Below are 22,853 nucleotides of genomic sequence, written 5' to 3'. Positions count from 1 at the left end.
GATAAAAAATTACGCGTGGAATGGTGATGACAAAACATGGATAGCGCGATTTCAGTTATCCGAATCAACGGAGAAGTCTGGAGGTAATTCAGAAATCTTCGAAGTTGGCATGAAATACGGGAGTCGCGGCTGATATATTCCTCGCGAAGCTGGTCTCCAATTTCTCCAGTGTGATGTTGCCATGGCTGTCACGACGGATACGCAAGCGATCACCAATGCCCATTGATGAGGATGACAGGCAGCTTTTTCGATGACATTCGCGGAAACCTGCCAGTCCGCTACCCACCCCCGCCAGCCGTAAGCGGTCTAGATTCGTGCAAGGGTCGTTCCATTGGCGACCGTCCGGTTCGCAACGGGTATGCTGCCCGGCGGGATGCGACCAAAGCTGCGGTTTCCGGGGAGATCGTGACGGTATTCGCGCCGGGCGAGGCCAAACTGCCGCGGCGCCCCGCCGGTTCCGCGCAGGATCGCGAGGCCCAGCTCGTTGCCTTGCTCCAGTTATTGACAGGGGAGGGTGCCGCTCTCGACGCGCTAGCCTTCCGCAAGGGCCTCGAGGCGCGAGCCCCCGCCAGCATCAAGGCGCTCGCGGTCGATTGCGACTGCTATGCGCGCTTCTCGGCGAAACAGGGCGGGATCGGTCTACCCGCCAGCGAAGCGCGGCTCGTGGCCTATGTCGACTATTGCGAGGCGCGGCGGCTCAAACCCGCGACCGTGTCGCGGCGCCTGTCCTCGCTGGCGGTGGCGCACCAGCTGCTCGGGGTTGCCAGCCCCGTGGGCGGGGCGGTGGTGCGCGACGCGCTGCGCGGGCATCGGCGGCGGGTCGGGGTGCGGCAGCGCCAGGCCGGCCCGTTGCGCTTCGGCGAGGGCATCGGCCGCGAGGCGGTCAAGGGATTCACGCTGTCGGTCCTGCTCGAAGCCTGCGGCGGTGATGTCGTGGGGCTGCGCGATGCGGCGCTGCTGTCGCTGGGCTATGATGCGGGTCTGCGCGTCTCGGAGCTGGCGGCCGTGGAACTCGACCGGATCGAGCTCCAGGAGGCTCTGGCCGAGGCGATCGACGCGCTCAGCACCCATTCGCTGCGGGTCGGCCTGACCCAGGATCTGTTCGCCAGCGGTGAGGATGCGGGACCGATTGCGCAGGCGCTGCGCTGGACCTCCACTGCGACCGCGCTCCGCTATGGTCGCAAGCTTGCGCCCTCCGCCAACGCCGCGGCGCGCATGCTGAAAGGCGTCAGAAAATGATGCAGTTGCAGCAAAGTCAGTCCGTCAATCAAAATGGCTATGGGGCACCGGGCGCGGTCTCTTTGTCCGTTCACCGGGTCGGGATCTCCAACAACCTGTTCGCGGCCGGCGAGGACATCGCCAGCGTCATGGATGCACTGCACTGGAAGCCGCCGAGAATGGCGCTTCGCTATAATCGCAACCTGGCCGGCGACAATGGCGCGGCGGGACATCTGCTCTTCAAGATGAAATGGGTTGCGAGCCACCTCGCCTGAGCTTTCGTTCGCTTCGAACGGAAATCTTCGATCTTTAGAAGAGGCGCCATGGATTAAACTGCCCGCGCCGACCGTTTCCCGCCGGAAGCATCAAGCGTGGGGAACAAGTCGTGCGTCATGTCATATCGGCCGCAATCGCAACTCTGGCGATCGTCTCGACCGCAGAGGCGGCGGACCAAATCGGAGAGCAATCCACCATAACCCGGCGGACACCCATGGGCGCGGGCGCCGAGCTTTCGACGGGAATCGAATATCAGGACGGGACCTTTGGTACAGCGCAAAAGGTTGAAACCACGTCCATTCCCACGAGTTTGCGCATCGCAACAGGCCGGTTCCAATTCACCGTGACGCTGCCTTATCTAATCATTGACGCCCCGGGGAATGTCGTGGGCGGCGGCGGGGGACTGTTTGGGCTTCCTATCATCGTTGATCCAAGCCAGCCGGCGACCCGCGTGCGCCGCGAGGGGCTGGGGGATTTGCGACTGGGCGCATCCTATCTCGTGCCGCTTTCCGGCATCGGACTGACGGTGATGGGGCAGGTGAAAGTGCCGACGGCGTTGCAGCGCAAGAAGTTGGGAACGGGCAAGCCAGATTATATGATGGGAGCCGAGTTGGCGAAAAGCTTCGGCCGCATCACACCCTTTGCTGATCTCTCCTATACCATTGCCGGCGACCCGCAGGGTTTTGACCTGCGTAATGCTATCTCGGCTCGGGCCGGCGTCGCCGGGCAGATTGCTGCTGGTTTGCGGGGACATATTTCCTACGATTATGCTCAGAACCTCAGCCGGCTCGCGCCCGATCAGGAGCAAATCTCGACCGGAATCAACGCGGGTCTGACGAACCGGCTATCACTCGGATTATACGGCAGCGCCGGACTATCGCAGGGCGCACCGGATCTGGGCGCTGGGCTTCAACTGGGCGTGAGGTTATTCTGAAGACATCTGCTTCTTCATCACTCGAGTGCGCGGGTCGCTGCCGTGCCGTTTAATGCCGGGCGGATATTTGCGGAGAAGTCAGCTTGAGCCCCCTCGAATGCGCGGCGCGCGCCATATATGAAGGCAATCATGGCGCCTGCCTATTGGACGAGGCGTTAGCAGTCGTTCGGTGACGGCGTAATGGCCTCAGTGCATTATAGGGACACAGATATACGGTAGCATCTGCCGGTATATTGGCAACTCTCCCAACGGTAGTTCATAGCACCCCTGAATTGACTGGCATGCGAAGCTTAAGGCGGGTTCGGGGCTCGGCACAAGCGTCCCTGCTCGGTTATGGTTCGCAAAGCCCCCGAAATGGCGCAAAATGTCCCGCGCGAAACCGAATCCAAGTAGGCGCGGACCTCCGCGAAGAAATATGCTGACGAGAACAAGATATTGACTTTCAAGGAAATTGTGCACCCGACAGGGTTCGAAGTCGCCTTTGCCTTCGCGGACAGCGCTCTAGGTGAGCAAACGATGTCTCCTTTCCTAGCGCTCGCGATTCAGACCAGACATTCCGCTGACGGCCATCCCGGGCACCCATGATCGAAAAGCGGACCTGCCGCACCTGGCAATCAAAATTTGGGCGCTGAACGGCTGACATGGGTCGTCTGCGGTGCGGCAGGTTTCTCGGCGTTGGGAGCGGCAGCTTTGCCGAGGTCGCCTGCCGCCAACCCTCATTCTGGGATCGACCAAAGAGCATTCCATCTATGAAGCCGGCGCTCAGAAGATCGATTGCATCATGTCCCAACTCCTTCAAATTCTTCGCCTCTCCGCTCCACGATGAGGCGGGATAACAGCCTTCGCGCAAGTTCGGCGATCACCCAGCTTTCCCCGCAAATTGACAACGCAATGGCGCAAAGCGATTGCGTCGCTGCAGCTCTTAAGGAGGCTATAAAAAGGCCTGCTTGATAAAGGGGTTACGCCGATGCGGGGTGGAGGGCGGCGCGAAGCGATTGCGCAATCGGTATCAAAAGTAGGACGATTGGCGAGCGACAGTATCGCGGCGCTGGTCGTGAGTGGATTGATGGTGCTGCCTGATAGTGCGGAAGCGCAACCGGCGCTGCGCTTTTGGGATGGCAGCGATCCGGCAGAGCGTGAGAATGGCGTCATCGACGGGGGTTCGGGCGTCTGGAGCGCCACCGACCCGAGCTGGACCGACAGCAGCGGCGCGGTGAATGGTCCGATGCGGCCTGTGCCCGCCTTTACCGTTTTTCAGGGGCAGGCCGGCACGGTAACGATCGACGACAGGAGCGGCGCACCGGCTGTCACTGGCATGCATTTTCTGACGGACGGCTATCGCCTCGTCGGCGAGCAACTGAAACTCGATGGCGGCGCCTACACCTCGGTTCGTTCAACGGCGGGGGCGACCACGCGGATCGACGCCGAACTGAGCGGCAACGGAGGCGTGTTCTTCAATGATTTCGGCACGGTCATCCTGACCGGCGCAAACAGCTATCAAGGCAATACGCGCGTCGATGGCGGCACGCTGGTCGGCAACACGGATTCGATCCGCGGCAATCTGGAAAATGGCGGCACCGTCATCTTCGATCAGAATATGGACGGAATCTTTGCTGGGGGCGTGAGCGGCCTGTTCAGCTTCTGGGGCTTCATGATCAAACGGGGTGAGGGCACGCTTACCCTTGGAAGCAGAAATAATCTGGATTGGCGCTTGGAAGAAGGCGCTCTCGTGGCTCGCGCGGCCGGCTTTGGCGGCAATGTCGAGATAGGTGCGGCGGGACAGCTGACCTTCGACGCGGGCGAGGGGGCGGAGACGGAAACCGTCTATCCCTACGCTCTTTCGGGTAATGGCCGTTTCGACATCAAGGGAGCTGACATGCTCGTCCTGACCGGCCAGTCCACATTCTCCGGCCGGACGGAGGTTGCCGACAGCGCGCTGCGGGTCGATGGCGCACTGGGCGGTACGCTCCATGTCGGCGCGAATGGCATGTTGAGCGGCGATGGGCAGGTCGGCGCCGTGGAGATTTCTACTGGCGGGCGCCTGACGGGCAGGGCCGGCGCGACGCTTCATATGGGAAGTCTTGTACTTGGCGCCGGTTCGATCACGCAGGCCACTTTCGGGACGACGCAAGATCCGGCGTTGTTCGATGTGGCGGGCGATGTGACGCTGGACGGCACGCTGCATGTTTCCAACGGGGCGCCATTGGGTGAAGGGCTTTATCGGCTCATCAGCTATGGCGGCAAGCTCACCGATGGAGGGCTGGAGATCGGTGTACTGCCGCCCGGTCAAGCTGCCCACGGTCTTTCGATCCAGACCGCGACGATGGGACAGGTGAATCTTCTTTCCGGCACGGCGGCGCGGCCCTTGCAATTCTGGGACGGCGGCGACCCGACCCGCTATGGAAACGGCCGGGTGGACGGCGGCCCCGGCGTCTGGCGCAACGGAGCGCTCAGTTGGACTGGGCAGGACGGAATCGTCAACGAAGCTGGAAAGGCCAATGGCTTTGCGATCTTCACCGGCGATAGCGGGCAGGTCCTGATCGACAATAGCGCCGGGGCGGTAAAAACCGGCGGATTGCAGTTCGCGACCGGCGGCTATGTCCTGTCGGGAGGCACCCTGACATTGGCGGGAGGGAATCGCACGGTCATCCGCGTTGGCGCGGGCAGCGTGTGGGATTCCAGCCTGAGCGCCGAAATCGCCGCGCCCCTGTCCGGAACCACGACCGTGGTCAAGCGCGATGCGGGCACGCTCATCCTGTCCGGCGCCAACAGCTACACGGGCGATACCGAAGTCGAGGCGGGCACGCTGATCGGCAACATCCGCGCGCTTCGCGGCAATGTCCGCAATGCGGCGACGCTGGTGTTCGATCAGCGGGATAATGGCAGTTTCTCCGGCGCGATCGGGGCGCTCGATGGAAACGCCGGGACGATGGTGAAAAGGGGTAGCGGCGTGCTGACGCTCACTGGCCCCAGCACGCTCGACTGGCGATTGGAAGAGGGACGGCTGGCGGCCGCCGCGAGCCGCTTTACCGGCAATGCCGACTTGCGGCCGGGCGCGGAACTCCAGTTCGCGGAGACCAGCGCCAGCCGCTATTCCGGCCGGATCGGCGGCAGCGGGCGGTTGATCAAGGCGGGCGACGGCGCGTTGACCCTCAGCGGCGATTCCTCCGGCTTCACCGGCAGCACCCAGCTTCAGTTCGGACGCCTGATCGTCGACGGAAAGCTGGGCGGTCAGATAGCGGTGGAAGCGAACACACTGCTGGCCGGCCGTGGGACATTGGGGTCCGTCCGGGTCGCTCCAGGCGGCAAGATCGCGCCCGGCCCAGGGATCGCAACTCTTCACGTCGAGGGAAATCTGACCTTCGCGCCGGGAAGCCGCTATGAGGTGGAGGTCGATCCCTACGGCACGTCGGCGGATGCGATCATTGTGAGCGGCGTTGCGACGCTGGGCGGCACAGTTGCCCATATCGGCGCCAGCGGCATTTACCGGCCCAGTTCTACCTATGTCATTCTTCTCGCAGAGGGCGGAGTGCAGGGCCGGTTCGACGCGGTCACGTCCACCTATGCCTTCCTGACGCCTCGGCTCCGCTACGGCCATGACAGTGTGAGGCTGAGGCTGGATCGCAATGATGTCCGGTTCAGCGATGTCGCCACATCCTTGAACCAGCAGGCGACCGGCGCGGCGCTGGAGAGGATGGCGGCGGGCAACAAAGTACAGGATGCCGTGTTGATGAGCGACGCCGAGACGGCGCGCAAAGCCTTCGATCAACTGTCCGGTGAATTTCATGCCTCCCTGCGTGCAGCGTTGATCGAGAACAGCAGCCTGTCACGCGATGCGGCGCTAGACCGATTGCGCGGGACGGTTTCGGACCGTCCGGGGCTCACCTATTGGGGACAGGCGCTGGACGCCTGGAGCCATTGGCGCAGCGACGGCAATGCCGCGCGATTCGACCAAAGTTCGTCGGGCGGTCTGATGGGCATTGAGGCTCAGGCACCCGGCAGCAGCTTTCGCCTTGGCATGATCGGCGGTCACAACCGCGATCGCATGAGGGGAGAGGGGCAGGCGGATGTGGACAGTTATCACGCCGGACTCTACGGCGGCGGGACGCTGGGCCGGGTGGCGCTGCGCGGCGGGTTGGCCTTCGCCTGGCAGAATGTGGCGGTCCAGCGTTCCGTGCGCTTTTCCGGTTTTGCAGATGGTGTCGTCACGCAGTATCGCGCGACGACCGCGCAGATGTTTGGGGAGACCGCTTATCGCATCGAGACTGCGGCAGGATCAATCGAGCCCTTCGTCAGCATCGCACATGTGCGGCTGGATGTCGGTCGCGGGCAGGAAAGCGGCGCGGCGGCGGCGTTGCAACTGGAAGCGGATTCCCTGCGCACCAGCTACGCGACCGCGGGCACGCGCGGCGACCTCGATTTGGCTGTAGGAAGCGCTCGGCTCGCGGTGCGCGCATCGGCGGGCTGGCAGCATGTTTTCGGAGATCAACTACCTGTGGTTCAGGCTGCCCTTGACGGCCAGCGTTTTGCGGTCAGCGGCCTGCCGATTGCACGCGACAGTCTGGTCAGCGAATTGCGGTTGCATGGTGCGATCCGCGACCAGTTGCAGATCAACCTCGGTTATCAGGGCGCGATTGCCCGTAGTGGGCAAAATCATCAGCTTCAGGCCGGCCTGAACTGGCAATTTTGATCTTGCAGGAGAATAGAAGGCAGCTTTCCCGAATCGCTTGCCGCTGACGGTCGTTCGGAAATCGGCCAATTCTAGGCTCTAAAAAATGTGAAAGCGGACCGACCGGACCTCGGAGCAGAAAATTCGCTCTTGAGCGTCCTATAAGGGTCGTCATCTTAAGTCGTTCACCACCGACCATTCTAAGTCGAACCGTGCCAGATATTTTCGCAAGCGATCCGCATCATTCGAGCTGCTGCGGCGCGCGCGCGAGGCGCTGAAGAGGGTTCGCCCTGCTTCCGAAAGCGAACGGCTAGCGCGACATACCCGGATTGTCTCGGCGAGTTGGACGCGATCGAACAGGTCGAGTTCGACAATCTGCTCGTCGCTCAATATCTCGGGCAGAATGTCTACGGCGTTATCAGCCTGACCTGACCATAGCCGCCGCAGCCGCTCGATTTCTTTGTCGACGCAGTTCACATCAATTCGTCCTTTCGGGCTGAGCGTCGCCATTCGCGTCACGCTAGCGGCAAGGTCACGGAAATTGCCCGGCCAGCTTGCCTCTCCGGACGTCGCGAAGGCCAGATAGCGCTGGCGTGCTTCCTTGTTGAAACTGGCCTGATCGCCTTCGCGCTCGGCGAACCGATCCAATTCATAGTCGAGATTGGGCTCGATATCCTCGCGCCGCTCAGAGAGGCCGGGCAGGCGAAAAGTCCACAGGTTGAGACGTGCGTACAGATCGTCGCGGAAGGCACCCGATGCCACTGCTTCGCCCAGATCACGGTTGGTGCCGGCGATCAGCTGGAAGTCCGACGCGACCTCCTTGTCCGCACCGACGGGGAGGAAGCGCTTGTCCTCGATGGCGCGCAGGATCATCGCCTGCTCGTCGAGGCCCAGTTCGCCGATCTCGTCGAGGAACAACATGCCCTTGTCGGCAGAGCGAAGCAGGCCCGGCCGGTCGGCGACTGCGCCGGTGAAGGCACCCTTGCGGTGGCCAAACAGTGCCGACATCGCGCTATCGCCCTTCAGCGTCGCGCAGTTCACTTCCACGAACGAGCCGGCGATCTGGTGCTTGGCCTTCTTCAGCTCATAGATCCGCCGCGCAAGCTGGCTCTTGCCCGCGCCCGTCGGCCCCATGAGCAGTACGGGCGCGCGGGACCGCAGCGCGACCTGCTCGATCTCGTCGATCATGCAGTTGAAGGCGGCGTTGCGCGTATCGATGCCGGATTTGAGGAATGAGGTACTCTCCGCGCTCGCAACGGCAAAACGGGTGGCGATGCTGTCATAGCGCGACAGGTCGAGGTCGATGATGCTCCAGCGGCCGGGCGCTCCGCCATCCTCGGCGCGCTTGGCCGGTTGGGTCTGGAGCAGGCGCCCCGGCAAATAGCGGGCCTCGGTCAGCAGGAAGAGGCAGATCTGTGCGACATGGGTGCCAGTGGTGATGTGGAGGAGATAGTCCTGCTCGTCCGGGTCGAACGGCTCCGCGCGTGCGAAGTCGAGCAGCTTTCCATAGACTTCCTCAAAATCCCACGGATCGCGGAAGTCGAGCACGCGCATGTCAACCTGGGTCTCCGGTGAGACCGAGGCGACATCCTCCGCAACATATTCGGCAAGGCGCCGGTGAGCGGTGCCGTGGAGCAGCACCAACCGATCGACCCGCAAATCTTCGTGCATCGTGAGCGCGACCGTCGGTCGCCACTTGTTCCAGCGTGAAGGCCCGAATTTGCTTGCATCGAGCGTCGAGCCCAGGAATCCGATGACGGTGAGAGGTTTCATTCTTATACTATAGGATAAAAATATATCCTTTGCGATATGAAATTTGATCGCCGTCAAGCGAGGCGTATCGCCAGGCCGGAAAATAAATTACTATATATCAATGGTATGTCATTTTCCTTCGTCTCAATCTGCGGATTGGCACACCTCCTGCAATCTGGATTTGTGTCGGCAGAGGCGGATTACTCGGTCGGCAGGCGGAACTGGGGCGGTCGGAATGGGCTGGCCGCCCCAAGGATCGGAAATTCACAGGGCGTAGCTCAGTCTGCGCAGAGCGCCTGCCTTGGGAGCAGGAGGCCGCAGGTTCAAATCCTGCCGCCCTGACCAGATGAGGAGTTGGACGATGGCCAACAAGGGACTTTTTGCGAGCGCCGTGGCGAAGCTGTTGCCGCGCACCGACGCGCTGAACCGGGAGGGCGCGCCGGCCTACGCCTATGGGCCGAAGGCGAAGCTCGCCCAGTTGGCAACGACCGGTACACTGGCCGACAATTTCTACGGTGCGGCGGAGACGCAGCTTGCCGATGTGCTGGATGCGGCCCGCGCGGTCGATCCGACTTTCGTGGCGCAGGCCGCGATCTATGCCCGCACGTCCAGTGCGATGAAGGACATGCCGGCCTTGCTGGCGGCCTATCTGACGGTTGCGGATCCTGACCTCGCGGTCCGGGTCTTTGGCAAGGTCGTGAACAACGGCCGCATGTTGCGCAGCTTCGTGCAGATCATGCGCTCGGGGCAGGTCGGGCGGACGTCGCTCGGCACGCGGCCGAAGCGGCTGGTCCAGCGGTGGCTGGAGCAGGCGTCGATCCGCGACCTGATGCAGGCTGCGACCGGCAGTGCGCCGAGCCTGGCGGACATCGTCAAGATGGTCCACCCGCGCCCCGCGGATGCGGAGCGCAAGGCTTTCTATGGCTGGCTGATCGGCCGTCCCTATGACGTTGCCGCTCTACCCGCCGAGATCGCCGCGTTCGAAGCCTGGAAGCAGGATCGCACGCTGCCGCTGCCGCAGGTGCCGTTCGAGTGGCTGACCGCTTATCCGCTGAGCGCGGAACAGTGGGCGGCGCTTGCCGGCCGCATGGGCTGGCAGGCGCTGCGGATGAATCTCAACACGCTGGCGCGCAATGGTGCGTTCGGTGTGGAGGGGCTCACCGATCAGGTAGTGGCCCGGCTCACCGACCGCGACGCGCTCCGCGCCGTGCGGCCCATGCCCTATCAGCTGATGATGGCGCTGGGCCAGGTCGGTGACGGCGTGCCGCTCAAGGTGCAGGCGGCGCTGGAGGAGGCGCTGGAGCTGTCGCTCCGAGGCGTGCCAACGGTGCCGGGTCGCGTGGTCGTCTGCCCCGACGTGTCGGGGTCGATGCAATCGCCGGTGACGGGCTACCGCAAGGGTGCGTCGTCCAAGGTGCGCTGCATCGATGTCGCCGCCCTGGTCGCGGCGGCGATGCTGCGCTCCAACCGTGAAGCGCGGGTCATCCCGTTCGAGCAGGCGGTCGTGCCAGTGACGCTGAAGGCCTCCGACCGGGTCGCGGCGAATGCCGCGAAGCTGGCGGCGGTCGGTGGTGGCGGAACGAACGTCTCGGCGCCGCTCGCTCTCCTCAACAAGGAGAAGGCGGCGGTCGATCTGGTCGTCATCGTCTCGGACAATGAGTCCTGGGTCGATGCGACGCGGAACGGCTCGACGGCGACGATGCAGGAGTGGACGAAACTGGTGAAGCGTAATCCGCAGGCCAAGCTCGTCTGCATCGACATCTCGCCCTACGGCACCACGCAGGCAACCGGGCGACCGGAAATCCTGAATGTCGGGGGCTTCTCCGACGCGGTGTTCGACACGATTGCGCGCTTTGTCTCCGGCGAAACGCGCGACTGGGTGAGCATCGTCGAACAAGTCGAGGTCTGAACGAACAGGGTCGTGGCGAATGCTGGCAGGACTACATGTCTCCAAACCACGAGGCCCGACGAGTAAAGCACCCGGAAGGCAGTTGTGCCGAAGGGAGATGCGGGTTCGAACCCCGCCGCCGATACGTAGCTTAAGGGCCGCGTCTTGCCGAACCTCGTCGTCACGACCCGCTTTGAATTATCACGGCGAATGCCGAGAAGGACTACATTGGTAATGTGGTTGTCGCGGGTTCAAGTCCCGCCGGACCGCCCAATCGGTCCGTAGTGTAACGGTAGCACAGGGACCGTCCGCAAGGACGGAGAGAAGTCTGTCAAAACCTCGTCGCCATGGCACCGAAATTTGAGCTGGCGAATGCCGGCGGGACTACACGGGTAAGGCCGAAAGGCCGAGCGGTTCGAATCTGCTCCGGAGCAATCCGGCCAGGATGCTCCGGGATGTCTCGCCAAAACTCGTCGCCGGCACCATGAATAGATAAGGGAGGTCGAAATGACCGAGAGCAGGACTTACGATATTCAGCATGTCGAAGGCGGTAAGCCGGTCAAGCTGTGGACGCGCGGCGTGCCGGTCGACGAGAAGGCGCATGAGCAGCTCCGCAAGGCGGCGCGAATGCCCTTCCTGTTCAAGCATGTGGCGGTCATGCCGGACGTACATGTCGGCATCGGCGCGACCGTTGGTTCGGTGATCCCGACCAAGGGCGCGGTGATCCCGGCGGCCGTGGGTGTGGACATTGGCTGCGGCATGATGGCGGCGCGCACGTCGCTGATGGCGAGCGACCTGCCGGACAATCTGGAGGGCATCCGTTCGGCCATCGAGCAGGCGGTGCCGCACGGCCGTTCGGTCGGTCGCGGCCAGCGCGATCATGGCTCGTGGGGCGCACCGCCGGTTGAGATCGTGGACGCCTGGGCGACGCTCGTGGAACGGTTCGACCGGATCACGGCGAAATATCCGCGGTTCAAGAACACGAACCAGCTTACCCACCTGGGCACGCTGGGGACCGGCAACCACTTCATCGAGCTGTGCCTCGATACCGAGCAGCGCGTGTGGATCATGCTCCATTCGGGTTCGCGCGGCGTGGGGAATGCGATCGGCACGTTCTTCATCGAACTGGCCAGGCAGGACATGCGTAAGTGGTTCATCAACCTGCCCGACGAGGATCTGGCCTACTTCCCGGAAGGGACCGACCATTTCGACGACTATGTCGAGGCGGTCGAGTGGGCGCAGGACTTCGCGGCGCTGAACCGCAGGATGATGATGACCAATGTGATCCGGGCGCTTCGCGGCCAGATCGCCAAGCCTTTCGACGCCGAGCTCGAAGCGGTGAACTGCCATCACAACTATGTGACGCGGGAGAACCATTTCGGCCAGAATGTGCTCGTGACCCGCAAGGGTGCGGTGCGCGCGGCGAGGGGCACGATGGGCATCATCCCGGGCTCGATGGGCGCGAAATCGTTTATCGTGCGTGGTCTCGGCAATGCGGAATCGTTCGAGAGCTGCAGCCATGGCGCGGGACGCGTGATGTCCCGGACCCAGGCCAAAAAGTTGGTCTCGCTCGACGAGCATATCGCCGATACCGCGGGCGTCGAGTGCCGCAAGGATGAGAGCGTCATCGACGAAACGCCCAAGGCCTACAAGCCGATCGAAGCCGTGATGGCCGCCCAGGCCGATCTGGTGGAGATCGTCCATACGTTGAAACAGGTGGTGTGCGTCAAAGGCTGAACCTTTGGCGCGCACTGCTTCCAAATGAGAATCATCATGCAGACCGTCACCAATCAGAGCATTGCCCTGGCCGTTCGGCGCGAGATCGAGACGCGGCTGACCGCCATTGAAGAGGCGCATGATGTGCGGATCTTGCTGGCGGTCGAGTCCGGTTCACGCGCATGGGGCTTCCCCTCGCCCGACAGCGATTATGACGTGCGCTTCATCTATGTGCGGCCGCGCGCATGGTATCTTTCGCTGAAACCGGGACGTGATGTGATCGAGACGCCGATCGAGGACGACATCGATCTGAACGGATGGGACATACGCAAGGCGCTGGGTCTCCTTCTCAAGTCGAACGCGGTGGTCAGCGAATGGATTGAAAGCCCGATCCGCTATCGACCCGTTCATTCGGCCGTGGCCCCGCTGGCCGCGTTGGCGGACCAACTGTTGGATGCGCCGGGTCTTGCCCATCATTATGCCAACCTTGGCCGCAATGCGGCTGAACGCTGGCTGGAGGATCACGGAGACGTGCCGGTGAAGCGGTATTTCTATGCCCTTCGTCCAGCACTCGCGATCCGTTGCATGAGGCTCAATGGGAATGTGCGTCCGCCGATGAATCTTCAGGCTCTTGTCGAATTGAGCGCACTGCCTGACTGCATGCGGGATGAAGTGGCGAAGCTGGTCGAGGCCAAACGGCAGAGCAATGAACTGAGCAATGCAACCCGTGTGCCTGCTCTGGACGACTTGATCCGCGAAGAACTAGCGCGTGCGGGCGAGTTGCCAGAGAGGGGGCTGGATATCGACGGCGTCACAGCAGCCGATCACCTCTTTCTCGAACTGGTAGACACATGATCACGATTGACGGATCGGAAGGCGAAGGGGGCGGGCAGGTCGTGCGCAATGCGTGCGCGCTTTCGCTCGTTATCGGCAAGGCCGTCCGCATCGAGAATGTCCGCGCCAAACGGTCGAAACCGGGGCTCATGCGCCAGCATGTGACTGCGGTGGAAGCCGCGTGCGTCATCGGCAATGCCGAATGCGAGGGGCTTCATGTCGGTTCGTCCGCGCTCAGCTTCACGCCCGGCCGCGTCGTGCCGGGCGAATATCATTTTGCTGTCGGCACGGCAGGATCGACGGGACTTGTCTTGCAGACGGTGCTGATGCCGTTGCTGCTCGCCGATGCGCCGTCGCGGCTGGTGCTGGAGGGCGGCACGCACAACATGCTGGCGCCGCCGTTCGACTTCATCGCGAAATGCTTCCTGCCGATCATCAATCGCATGGGGCCGAAGGTGGAGGCTCGGCTTGTCCGTCACGGCTTCTACCCGCGCGGTGGCGGCCGGATCGAGGTCGACATCAGCCCGGCGCCGCTGCGGCCGATCGACTGCCTAGAGCGCGGAGCCCTGATGGGCGTCAGCGGCCAGGCGTTGTTTGCTGGCCTACCGTTCGAGATTGCAGAGCGCGAAATCAATGTCGTGCGCCGCGACCTCGGCTGGTCGGAGCGGGAAGCATGTGCTCGCGAGCTTCCGGACGATCAGGGCCCCGGCAATATCCTGTTGCTTGAAGCGCAGTTCGAGCATGGGACCGAGATCGTTAGCGGATTCGGCCAGTTGGGCGTGCCGGCCGAACGCGTGGCAAAGAAGGCGGTCGGGCGAATGCTTGGCTTCCTGGAATCCAGTGCATTTGCCGGCCCCTATCTGGCGGATCAGTTACTCCTTCCCTTTGCCCTTGCGGGCGGGGGCAGCTTTACCACGGTCAAGCCGAGCCAGCACAGCCTGACGGCCATTGACGTGATCGGGCGCTTTCTGGATCGGCGACTTGGGTTCGCCCAGCAACATGGTGGGACGCATCTGCTGGCCGTCCGATAACGTGCAGCCAAGTTCCGTGTCAGGCGGAGCATGGCTGGCCGCGCATATTGTCGCGTTGCCAAGTCATGATGAATCGACTATTGAGCCCGCAGCCGATCCCGGCCGGTCCTGAGTGTAGAAAGGAGAATGACATGCGAGCAGCACCTGCAAGCCAGCCAGAAATTCTTCTTATCCAGAATGTTCAGGATGATATTGCATGGGCAATTTCCCTGCAGGTGACTTCGCTCACCTGACGCATATTGCTGACCCGCGCCGCGCGGGCCAGATCAACTTCAATCATTTCGACATCAGCGTTTCCGCTTCCTTGCCCAACGGGAAGGAGGTCGATCATGCGCGCTGACATGTTCAAGACCATCGTGGAGCGACCGCGCTGGGGGGCGAGTCACGCACGTTCCGCAAAGCTGAAAGGAAAAGCCTCCCGGGGCATCAAGCAGATAGGCTTAAAGCGCCATGCCAAGATCGGGACACCTTACACCAAGAGCCTCAACGAGAATCTTGCGCCGCTTGTTCGTTTCCTGCGCAGCAGGCGTGGCAAGCCTTGGGATATGGTCTTCAGCGAGATTTGCGCGGGCCTCGATACCGGTAGCACGGTGAAGATGCATGTCCGCCAGCATCTGGAGGATTATGTCCTCACCCGCATCTCCATTGGTCGTCATGGCGAATGGATGTTCGAGGGAGAGGTGCTCGAACGGGAAGGGCGCTGGTTCCGGCGCCGCGCGTTCTTCGTGGACCCTGAAGATGGGCTTTTGAAGGACTATGTCCAGCTTCGGCATAGGCTACCGCCCGCCAATCGCGCGTGCCAAACCAATGCTCCATTGAAGGGAGGTGCATGATGCAACAGTCCTGCATTACCCTCATTGCGAATGATCCTGCTCGCCTCGATCCTCTCGCCGTTGATCAACTCCATGCCACGGCGAAGCTGGACGGCATCCGGCGCGTGGTTGGCCTGCCTGACCTCCATGCCGGCAACGGTATTGCGGTCGGCGCAGCCTTCTGGTCGGAAACCCATATCTATCCGCATCTGGTCGGCAGCGACATTGGATGCGGCATGGCCTTATGGGAAACCGACCTAGCCCTGCGCAAGTTCAAGCTGGGAGTGGCGGAACGGAAGCTGCATGATCTCGACACGCCTTGGGAGGGGGATAGCGAAGGAGCGCTCATTGCGGCCGATTTGCCAGCGACCATGGCCGATCCATCGCTGGGTACCATCGGCGGCGGCAACCATTTCGTCGAGTTGCAACGGATCGAGGATGTCGCTGACTCCGCGCGCTTTGACGAACTAGGGCTTGGTCGCGACCGGTTGTGGATGATGGTTCACAGCGGATCTCGTGGGCTGGGGCATGCGATCCTGACCACGCATGCGGCCAGGAATGGGAGTGCCGGATTGAAAGCCAATCAGCCGGACGGTCTCGCCTATCTCGTCCGGCATGATCAGGCCCTAAACTGGGCCATGCTCAACCGGCGGATCATCGCCGGGCGTTTCGCGGAAAAGCTGGGGTTCGAGGGGCGTTGCGTCCTCGATATCTGCCACAACAGCGTCACGCCCCATCAGGGCGGATGGCTGCATCGCAAGGGTGCCGCACCGGCCGATCGGGACCTCGTCGCGATCCCCGGTTCGCGCGGGGATTTCAGTTATTTGGTCGAGCCGTTGGCTGATCGCGCCGATGTTGCGCTCCATTCCCTTGCCCATGGTGCGGGGCGCAAATGGAGCCGCAAGGATGCCCATGCCCGCCTGTCCCGTCGCTATCGACCGGCTGAACTGGAGCGGACGGACCTTGGCAGTCGGGTGATCTGCGAAGATCGGCGACTGATCTTCGAGGAGGCACCTCAGGCGTACAAGGATATAGGCGGCGTGATTGGCGATCTGCACGATGCGGGCCTGATCCGAGTGATCGCGCTTCTGCGTCCCTTGCTCAGTTATAAAACGAGGCGCCCATGAGCGACATCATCCTTCATCTGACCTCCGGCAGTGGGCCGGAGGAGTGCCGCTGGGTCGTCTCCCAGTTGGCCATGGCTTTCGCGCGGGAAGCAAAGGAGGCTGGCGTTGCCTGCGAACTGGTCGAAAGCCATGATGGCCTGCCGTCTTCGCTCCTGCTTCGAATATCGGGCGAAGGCGCAGGCGCCTTCGCATCCAGGCGTGTAGGCACGATCTTGTGGAAGGGGGAAAGCCGATTCCGCACTCATCACAAGCGTCGCAACTGGTTCGTCGGCGTGAGCGTCGCGCCAGAAGCCGATGCGATTGCCGATTTGCGAGAGGAGGATATCGACTATCAAGCGATGCGGGCCAGTGGCCCGGGCGGCCAGCATGTGAACAAGACCGACAGCGCTGTGCGTGCAACGCATCGCCCCACGGGCCTCGTCGCCACCGCCCAGGAACAACGATCCCAGCACGCCAATCGGAAACTGGCGAAACTGAAGCTGGCGATGTTGATCGAGGATCAGCGGGCCCATTCGCAAGCCAAAGGGCGACAGGCAGAATGGGCTGTTCACAAACAACTGGAGCGCGGCAATCCTGTGCGCGTCTATTCTGGTCCGCAATTTATTTCAAAACGCACGTCATAGACGATTGGGGAGGCTGGTGTCGCAGAAGCGGCATCAGTCTTCTTCTGATTCGCAAATCAGATTTCGAGGGAAAGCGTTGAGTCTATATCGGCCGCGGAGGATTGGCCTATTTTGAATCGTTATGCCTGCCATCATGGCCCTAGGAGACGTGTCATGGGATTATCAGAATTTGATCCCGCCGCCCGGGAGCGAATATCTTGGAACGCCGGACGCAAGGTCGGCGCGAAGCGGGCGTTGAAGCCCCGTCAGATTTGGGCGATCCGCTTCTTTCTCGACCAGCATGGGCGCATTCGGGATCGAGCCCTCTTCGATCTAGCTATCGATAGCAAATTGCGCGGCTGCGATCTGGCGAAAATCAGGATCAGCGATATCGTTTGCGATCGGAAAATTCGAACGCGTGCTACAGTCGTTCAGCAAAAGACCGGAAGACCAGTCCAGTTTGAACTGATGGACGATGCTCGCGCAAGCCTGCTGAAATGGCTCGAACTGCGGTGTGGATCCCTGGAGGACTTTGCATTCCCCAGCCGCACTGATCACGTAACCCTCATCAGCACAAGGCAATATGCCCGCCTGGTCGATGAATGGGTCACGGGAATTGGCTTGCCCAGCGAGGACTATGGTACCCACTCTCTACGGCGGACCAAGGCATCGATCATCTACAAGGCGACTGGATATCTCCGCGCGGTCCAGATTCTGCTTGGGCACACGAAGATCGAAAGCACGTCCGATACCTCGGAGTTGATGTGGAGGATGCTTTAACTCTCGCAGAGGGCACAGAAATCTAAGCTCGCCTAGCTCCTTGTCGCTGCGAGGAGCCAGTCGGTCACGGGGATCGTCGTCGTGTTGATGAGCTGAAGCATCCGCTGATGGTCGCTCACGCCCGGCGTCTGCGCGGTGTGCCGGGGACCCAGCACAGCCTGCTGCGCGGCGATGGCAGGCAAGGTCGGGAAGAGGAATGCCGCCAGCCCGTCGGGATTGACGCGCGAGATGACGGTTCCCGTGCCATGCTCGCGGTTCTCGCTGAAGTTCAAGATGAAGAGGTTCTCGATCCCGCCGCCGGGCTTGAAGAGAAGTGAGACGCGGCCCGCAGTGGCGTTGATATTGTCATAGTCGCGGCCGGTCGCGGTTTCCCGGGTGAAGCCGTCGCGGGTGCGGTGTCAGATGCCGGCACGGAGCAGTAGCTTGTCGTCCATCAGCGGGACGTTGGCGACCGCCTCCTGCTGGAAATTGCTGTAATTTCCATATCCCACGCGAGCATAGCCGCCCGGTTCGTTGGTCGGGCGGGCAGGCGAAAAGAGGATGGCGCCGCCCACCGAGTTGCGGCCGAACAGGGTGCCCTGCGGACCGTTCAGTACCTGGACGCTGCCCATGTCGAACAGCGCACCGTTGCCGTTGCCGGGCACCGGCACCTCCGCGAAATAGGCCACAACGGAGGGATCGGTGCCGTAGGTCGTGCCTTGACCGCGCAGCGTGTAGTTGTTGGAACTGCGCGCAGTGTTGGTGCTGACGTTGAGCGACGGCGCAAGATACTGGACATCCTGCACGCTCGTCAGGTTCTGCCGCCGGATCACGTCCGAGCTGACGACGCTGACCGAGACCGGAACCTTGTCGATCCGCTCTTCCTTGCGGCGCGCGGTGACGACAATATCGTCCACCGGCATGGCGGCGCTCTTTCCGTCCGTCTGCGGCGCCGCAGCGGCGCCGCCGGCGCCCAGGCCCGTGGTCGCGAGCAAGACGGCGATCCCGCCGAAGCCATATGAAATTCCCTTTTGAAGCGGCTTGACCACATGTCCCTCCCATCAAGATCTGTTCCGGCGCTTAGATGGCCTTTCCAGCGGTCGCGGCGCATACCCCGAACAAACTAGACGGGCATCGACGCGATGACATGCAAAATGGTCCTGCCGAACACGCAAGTTCCGTCATAGTTGATTTTGACGATGTACGCCTTTCTCTCCGTCCATATCCAAGGGGAACACCGGGCAAATGCCCGAATAAGGAGAGCTCCATGGCGTCCCGGTTCGATGTGCAGGATATCATTGTCGATGAACAGGAGATCGTGGCGCGCGCGCGCGCGCTGATCCCGCTGTTGCGCGAACGTGCGGTGGAGGGCGAGGCGAACCGTGTTGTCAATTCCGATACCGTTCGCAGAATGAAGGAGGCGGGCCTGTTCCGCGTCCTCCAGCCCAAGCGCTGGGGCGGATACGAGTTGGGCCAGCGCGCCCTGGCCGAAGTGCAGATCGCTCTGGCGGAGGGCGATATGTCCGTCGCCTGGATTTATGGGATCCTGAGCGTCCACAGCCTTCATATCGGGTTGATGGAGGATCGCGCCGCGCAGGACGTATGGGGACAGGACACGTCCGTGCTCGTCGCTTCGCCCTACATGCCCGGCGGCAAGGCGACACCGGTCGAAGGCGGCTACGAGTTCTCTGGCCGCTGGTCCTATTCGAGCGGCTGCGACCATTGCGACTGGACGTTCCTCGGCGGCTTCGTCAACGGCGATCCGAGCGACTATCGCTCCTTCCTGCTGCCGCGCAAGGACGCCAAGATCGACGATAGCTGGCGCACCACCGGGCTCAGGGCCACGGGTAGCCAGGACATCGTCGTCGACAGGGCGTTCGTGCCCGAATACCGCACCCACCGGTTCATCGACGGTTTCACGGGCAACAATCCCGGCAAGGCGGTGAACCATCATCCCCTGTTCGCGATGCCGCACCAGCTCATCTTCATGCGCGCGATCACCAGCGGCCAGATCGGCGCGCTGCAGCACATGGTCGATCTGTTCACCGCCTATGCCAAGGACAAGGTGTTCATGGGCAGCGAGACGGCCAAGGACCCCGACGCGCAGTTCGCGGTGGCATCGGCGGTGGCCGGTATCGACGAGATGAAGAAGTCGATGTTCGCCAATTTCGAGATCATGCTCGACTATGCCGAGCGCAACGAGATGCCGCCGATCGAGATGCGCCATATGATGCGTTTCCAGAGCGCCAGCGTCGCCGACCGCAGCGTCAAGCTTGCCGAGGCCATGCTGACCCTTTCCGGCGGCGGCGGCGTCTACGACAAGTCGAACATGGGCCGCATCTATCGCAACATGCTGACCGGCCGCCAGCACGCCGCCGCGCAGCATCGCAACTACGGGCGGATCTTCGGCGACCTGCTCCTCGGCGGGGAGCCATACGACATCTTCGTGTGAGGCTGCTCGACCAGCGCCATTCAGCCGGGCGAGGAACGCAACCTTGGTTTGCCGCCGCACCCCCCAGCGGCAAAGGCGGGCGACCGGCGTCCCAGCGGGATCACGCTGTTCGACAGGACATGCACCACATCCGCCTGCCGGTTGATGCCCATCTTCTGGAAGATCGAGCGCAGATGCGCGCGCACGGTATGCTTGCTGATGTCGAGCATCGTGCTGATCTGATCGATCCTCCGGCCATTGGCGAGGTCGATGGTGATCTTCGCCTCGGTCGGCGTCAGAGAGAACAAGGTCTGCAGCAGGGAGACATCCTCGTATCGCAGCCAGATATCGTCCCTGACGAACAGCAGCGCACACGTCTCGCTCTTGTCGGTGAGCAGGGAGTGTGTCGGCATCGCCACGATCAAGAGGTCCAGCTTGCGGTCCGTTTCCGGCGCCGAGACGGACAATATCCGGGAGCTGGGCTCGCCATCGGCCCTGATGAGCGAGCGGATCGACTCCTGCAGCTTGCGATCGGCATATTGGTCATGAAGATGCAGGTTCCGGTCACGCGCGAAAAAGAAATCGCCGGCCGCGACGTGGCGTTGGGCCGACTCGTTAAGCGCGTGGAACTCGCCCAACGGCGTTATCATGAATATCGCCGTCGACAGTCTGTCCAGCGCCTGCGACTTGAACTGACTCAACGCATGATAGGTCGCCAGCTTTCGCCGCAGTCCCAGCGCGCGGCCGAAATGCCCGCCCGCCATGCGGAAGAAGGCGATGTCCTGCGTGTCGAACTCCGGTGCGGTCGAGCCGCGGTCGCAGTTGAGGTAATATTCCATCCCGCCGAACTTATCGATGCACATGGTCAGCATGCTGCGGGTGCCGAACCGGCTCAGCATGTCGGCGAGAGCTGGATCGAGATTTTGGTTCGACCAGTCGACGACGCAATGCTCGCCGGGCTTGAGCGGCACTGGGCCCAGCTCGCCATTGGCCCAGTTCTCCCATTCGGCGATCGTGTGCTGGTTGACGAGGGGGCCCGCGGCGAAGAGATGCTCGCGGTGCCGGCTGGCCGTCTGCACCATGCGGAGGCACACGCTGTTTGCCTGCATGCGAACCCGGAGAAGCTCCTGCGCCTTGGTCCATGGCGTGTCGGCGTAAATGTCGTCGTAGAGCGTCGTCAGCAGGCCATCCATCTTTGCGAGCATGTCTCTGGCCTCGGCCATGTTTCCTCCTGGCTGGCATGCCCGCTGTACCACGGGTCGCCTTCTTTCTCCGCGTGAACGATACGGCTTCGCCGGGTGGCGATCAATAATTTCTGGCTTGCGCCCCAGCCAAACCGATCGGCAATTATATACTTTACTTAGCAGCGTGATTGAGCCATACCATTTGTATGGCAACGAACATCACAGACCCGATCTTTCACGATGAAGCCAAGGCGCTGGCTCATATTGAGGCTTCGCGCTGGAGCGGTGAACCCAATTGCCCGCACTGTGGTTCGCCCCGTGTTCGCCGGATGGAAGGTAAAACGCAGGCTGGCATGTTCCTGTGCAACGATTGCCGCGACAAATTCACCGTCCGCACCGGCACCGTTATGGAGCGTTCGCACGTTCCCTTGCACAAGTGGCTACTAGCCACACACCTTATGGCGGCCTCGAAGAAGGGCATGAGCGCCAAGCAGATGGAGCGCATGCTGGGCGTCACCTATAAGACAGCTTGGTTCCTCTGCCATCGCATCCGCGAAGCTATGGATGGCGCAGCCCCTACGGGTCCGCTCGGAGGCCCCAACGCCGTTGTCGAGGCTGATGAAACCTATGTCGGCGGCAAGGCTAAGAACCGCGCCACCCGCAAGCCCGCCGCAAAGAAGGCAGTCGTGGCTCTGGTCGAGCGCGATGGCCATGTTCGCAGTTTCCATGTCGCCAATGTGACCGCCAAGGACGTTCGCGGCCTGATCGTCTCACACATCGACCGCGCCTCGCACCTGATGACGGACGAAGCGCCGATCTACACCCGCTTAGGCCGTGAGTTTGCAGGTCATTCGGCCGTGAACCATAGCGCCAAGGAATATGTGGCCACGGGCGGCTTCAAGCACAGCAACACCGCCGAAAACTTCTTTTCTATTTTCAAGCGTGGCGTAATCGGCACCTATCATCACATGAGCGAAGCACATCTTGGCCGCTACACGGCTGAGTTTGATCTCCGCTACAACACCCGCGACATGACGGATGGCGAGCGCGCTGCGATTATCCTCAAGGGCGGCGAAGGTCGTCGCCTTACCTATCGGCGGATTGATAAGCTCGCCGCCTAAGACGGCCCGCATCGCCGGCCAGATCGGGGCGAAAAGGAAGCGTTACTTTTCCTGAGACTCGACTCGCTTCTTCCGGCTAGCCCTGTGAGGCTTGTGGGGGGTTGCGAGCATGTTTTTGAGCGCCGCCTCTCGACGGGCCACCGTCTCCGCTTCGGAGTAGGTGTCATGTTGTTTCTGATCGGCGTTCGTCATGGTGGATAAGGTAACATCCGGCTCCTTTGCGAGCAATCTAGCAGTTCCTTACCTGAGAGATGGGCTGGCAACGCTGCTAATACCAATCCCAAGCGTCCTAACGGAATTGATTGGCCGTATTGTAGTACAATGGGGTGCATTTGAATTGAGAATGGATGCCCTGGTTCAGGGCACCTCTACTGAGGTGGTGTCGGCAATTCGGACAGGGTGATAAGCTCATCCCGACCTGAAGGAATGGACGGGAATGAAGACGACGAGAAAGCGCTACAGCGCCGAGTTCAAGGCGAAGGTGGCGATGGAAGCGATC

At 62.0% G+C, this 22,853-nt stretch carries 18 protein-coding genes, 1 tRNA gene and 1 pseudogene; 16 read left to right on the top strand and 4 right to left on the bottom strand.

The features are described from left to right. The first annotated feature begins 405 nt into the window (after positions 1 to 405). The 4 genes from MRBLMA1_RS06830 (at position 406) to MRBLMA1_RS06815 (ending at position 7,118) form a co-directional block, all read left to right on the top strand. Complete coding sequence (locus MRBLMA1_RS06830) at positions 406 to 1,239, top strand: hypothetical protein (protein WP_363735773.1); 834 nt, start codon at positions 406 to 408, stop codon at positions 1,237 to 1,239. Then, entirely contained in the window at positions 1,236 to 1,493 is a 258-nt protein-coding gene (locus tag MRBLMA1_RS06825; protein WP_363735772.1) for a hypothetical protein, read from the top strand. Before MRBLMA1_RS06830 ends, MRBLMA1_RS06825 begins: the two co-directional genes overlap by 4 nt. 110 nt (positions 1,494 to 1,603) lie before the next feature. Next, complete coding sequence (locus MRBLMA1_RS06820) at positions 1,604 to 2,428, top strand: hypothetical protein (RefSeq protein ID WP_363735771.1); 825 nt, start codon at positions 1,604 to 1,606, stop codon at positions 2,426 to 2,428. A gap of 1,024 nt (positions 2,429 to 3,452) precedes the next feature. Next, positions 3,453 to 7,118, top strand: coding sequence for an autotransporter domain-containing protein (locus MRBLMA1_RS06815; RefSeq protein WP_363735770.1), 3,666 nt, complete (start codon positions 3,453 to 3,455; stop codon positions 7,116 to 7,118). Positions 7,119 to 7,268: 150 nt separating this feature from the next. On the opposite strand, the gene rtcR is transcribed toward MRBLMA1_RS06815, so the two are convergent. Next, positions 7,269 to 8,870 carry an RNA repair transcriptional activator RtcR gene (gene rtcR / locus MRBLMA1_RS06810; RefSeq protein WP_363735769.1) on the bottom strand — a complete coding sequence of 534 codons (1,602 nt, stop codon included), beginning with the start codon at positions 8,868 to 8,870 and terminating at the stop codon, positions 7,269 to 7,271. Between the two features lie 246 nt (positions 8,871 to 9,116). Between rtcR and MRBLMA1_RS06805 the strand changes: the two genes are divergently transcribed. The 10 genes and pseudogenes from MRBLMA1_RS06805 to MRBLMA1_RS06760 all read left to right on the top strand — a co-directional run bounded on the left by MRBLMA1_RS06805 (position 9,117) and on the right by MRBLMA1_RS06760 (position 17,665). Further along, positions 9,117 to 9,194: transfer RNA gene (locus MRBLMA1_RS06805), tRNA-Pro, on the top strand. Positions 9,195 to 9,210: 16 nt separating this feature from the next. After that, positions 9,211 to 10,758, top strand: coding sequence for an RNA-binding protein (locus MRBLMA1_RS06800; protein WP_363735768.1), 1,548 nt, complete (start codon positions 9,211 to 9,213; stop codon positions 10,756 to 10,758). A gap of 486 nt (positions 10,759 to 11,244) precedes the next feature. Beyond that, the gene (locus MRBLMA1_RS06795; RefSeq protein ID WP_363735767.1) at positions 11,245 to 12,474 is read left to right on the top strand and encodes an RtcB family protein; all 1,230 of its coding nucleotides are present in this window, start codon (positions 11,245 to 11,247) and stop codon (positions 12,472 to 12,474) included. A gap of 36 nt (positions 12,475 to 12,510) precedes the next feature. Continuing rightward, positions 12,511 to 13,308, top strand: coding sequence for a nucleotidyltransferase domain-containing protein (locus MRBLMA1_RS06790; RefSeq protein WP_363735766.1), 798 nt, complete (start codon positions 12,511 to 12,513; stop codon positions 13,306 to 13,308). After that, on the top strand, positions 13,305 to 14,318 hold the full coding sequence (gene rtcA, locus MRBLMA1_RS06785) for an RNA 3'-terminal phosphate cyclase (protein ID WP_363735765.1): 1,014 nt from the start codon (positions 13,305 to 13,307) through the stop codon (positions 14,316 to 14,318). The genes MRBLMA1_RS06790 and rtcA overlap by 4 nt, the downstream gene beginning before the upstream one ends. Before the next feature lie 196 nt (positions 14,319 to 14,514). Further along, a complete protein-coding gene (locus tag MRBLMA1_RS06780; protein ID WP_363735764.1) occupies positions 14,515 to 14,658 on the top strand; it encodes a hypothetical protein in 144 nt (47 codons plus the stop codon). After that, on the top strand, positions 14,648 to 15,151 hold the full coding sequence (locus tag MRBLMA1_RS06775; RefSeq protein WP_363735763.1) for a hypothetical protein: 504 nt from the start codon (positions 14,648 to 14,650) through the stop codon (positions 15,149 to 15,151). Before MRBLMA1_RS06780 ends, MRBLMA1_RS06775 begins: the two co-directional genes overlap by 11 nt. Continuing rightward, the gene (locus MRBLMA1_RS06770) at positions 15,148 to 16,257 is read left to right on the top strand and encodes an RNA ligase RtcB family protein (protein WP_363735762.1); all 1,110 of its coding nucleotides are present in this window, start codon (positions 15,148 to 15,150) and stop codon (positions 16,255 to 16,257) included. The genes MRBLMA1_RS06775 and MRBLMA1_RS06770 overlap by 4 nt, the downstream gene beginning before the upstream one ends. After that, on the top strand, positions 16,254 to 16,880 hold the full coding sequence (prfH, locus tag MRBLMA1_RS06765) for a peptide chain release factor H (protein WP_363735761.1): 627 nt from the start codon (positions 16,254 to 16,256) through the stop codon (positions 16,878 to 16,880). The genes MRBLMA1_RS06770 and prfH overlap by 4 nt, the downstream gene beginning before the upstream one ends. A 153-nt stretch (positions 16,881 to 17,033) precedes the next feature. Beyond that, positions 17,034 to 17,665 (top strand): annotated as a pseudogene (locus MRBLMA1_RS06760) (tyrosine-type recombinase/integrase). 6 nt (positions 17,666 to 17,671) lie between these two features. On the opposite strand, the gene MRBLMA1_RS06755 reads toward MRBLMA1_RS06760, so the two are convergent. Next, positions 17,672 to 17,911, bottom strand: a complete 240-nt coding sequence (locus MRBLMA1_RS06755; protein WP_363735760.1) for a hypothetical protein — start codon at positions 17,909 to 17,911, stop codon at positions 17,672 to 17,674. A 126-nt stretch (positions 17,912 to 18,037) separates the two neighbouring features. Further along, positions 18,038 to 18,667: a TonB-dependent receptor plug domain-containing protein gene (locus MRBLMA1_RS06750; protein ID WP_363735759.1), complete on the bottom strand. Its 630-nt coding sequence runs from the start codon at positions 18,665 to 18,667 to the stop codon at positions 18,038 to 18,040. Positions 18,668 to 18,885: 218 nt separating this feature from the next. On the opposite strand from MRBLMA1_RS06750, the gene MRBLMA1_RS06745 reads away from it, so the two are divergent. After that, positions 18,886 to 20,070 carry an acyl-CoA dehydrogenase family protein gene (locus MRBLMA1_RS06745; protein WP_363735758.1) on the top strand — a complete coding sequence of 395 codons (1,185 nt, stop codon included), beginning with the start codon at positions 18,886 to 18,888 and terminating at the stop codon, positions 20,068 to 20,070. A 20-nt stretch (positions 20,071 to 20,090) separates the two neighbouring features. On the opposite strand, the gene MRBLMA1_RS06740 is transcribed toward MRBLMA1_RS06745, so the two are convergent. Further along, positions 20,091 to 21,272: a helix-turn-helix transcriptional regulator gene (locus tag MRBLMA1_RS06740; RefSeq protein WP_363735757.1), complete on the bottom strand. Its 1,182-nt coding sequence runs from the start codon at positions 21,270 to 21,272 to the stop codon at positions 20,091 to 20,093. Between the two features lie 167 nt (positions 21,273 to 21,439). Here MRBLMA1_RS06740 and MRBLMA1_RS06735 point away from each other — a divergent pair, with 167 nt between their 5' ends. Continuing rightward, on the top strand, positions 21,440 to 22,354 hold the full coding sequence (locus MRBLMA1_RS06735; protein ID WP_363735756.1) for an IS1595 family transposase: 915 nt from the start codon (positions 21,440 to 21,442) through the stop codon (positions 22,352 to 22,354). Positions 22,355 to 22,853: the final 499 nt, after the last annotated feature.

It is taken from the genome of Sphingobium sp. LMA1-1-1.1 (assembly GCF_040676365.1).
GTDB lineage: Bacteria > Pseudomonadota > Alphaproteobacteria > Sphingomonadales > Sphingomonadaceae > Sphingobium.
This window is presented reverse-complemented; position numbering and strand designations above follow the sequence as displayed.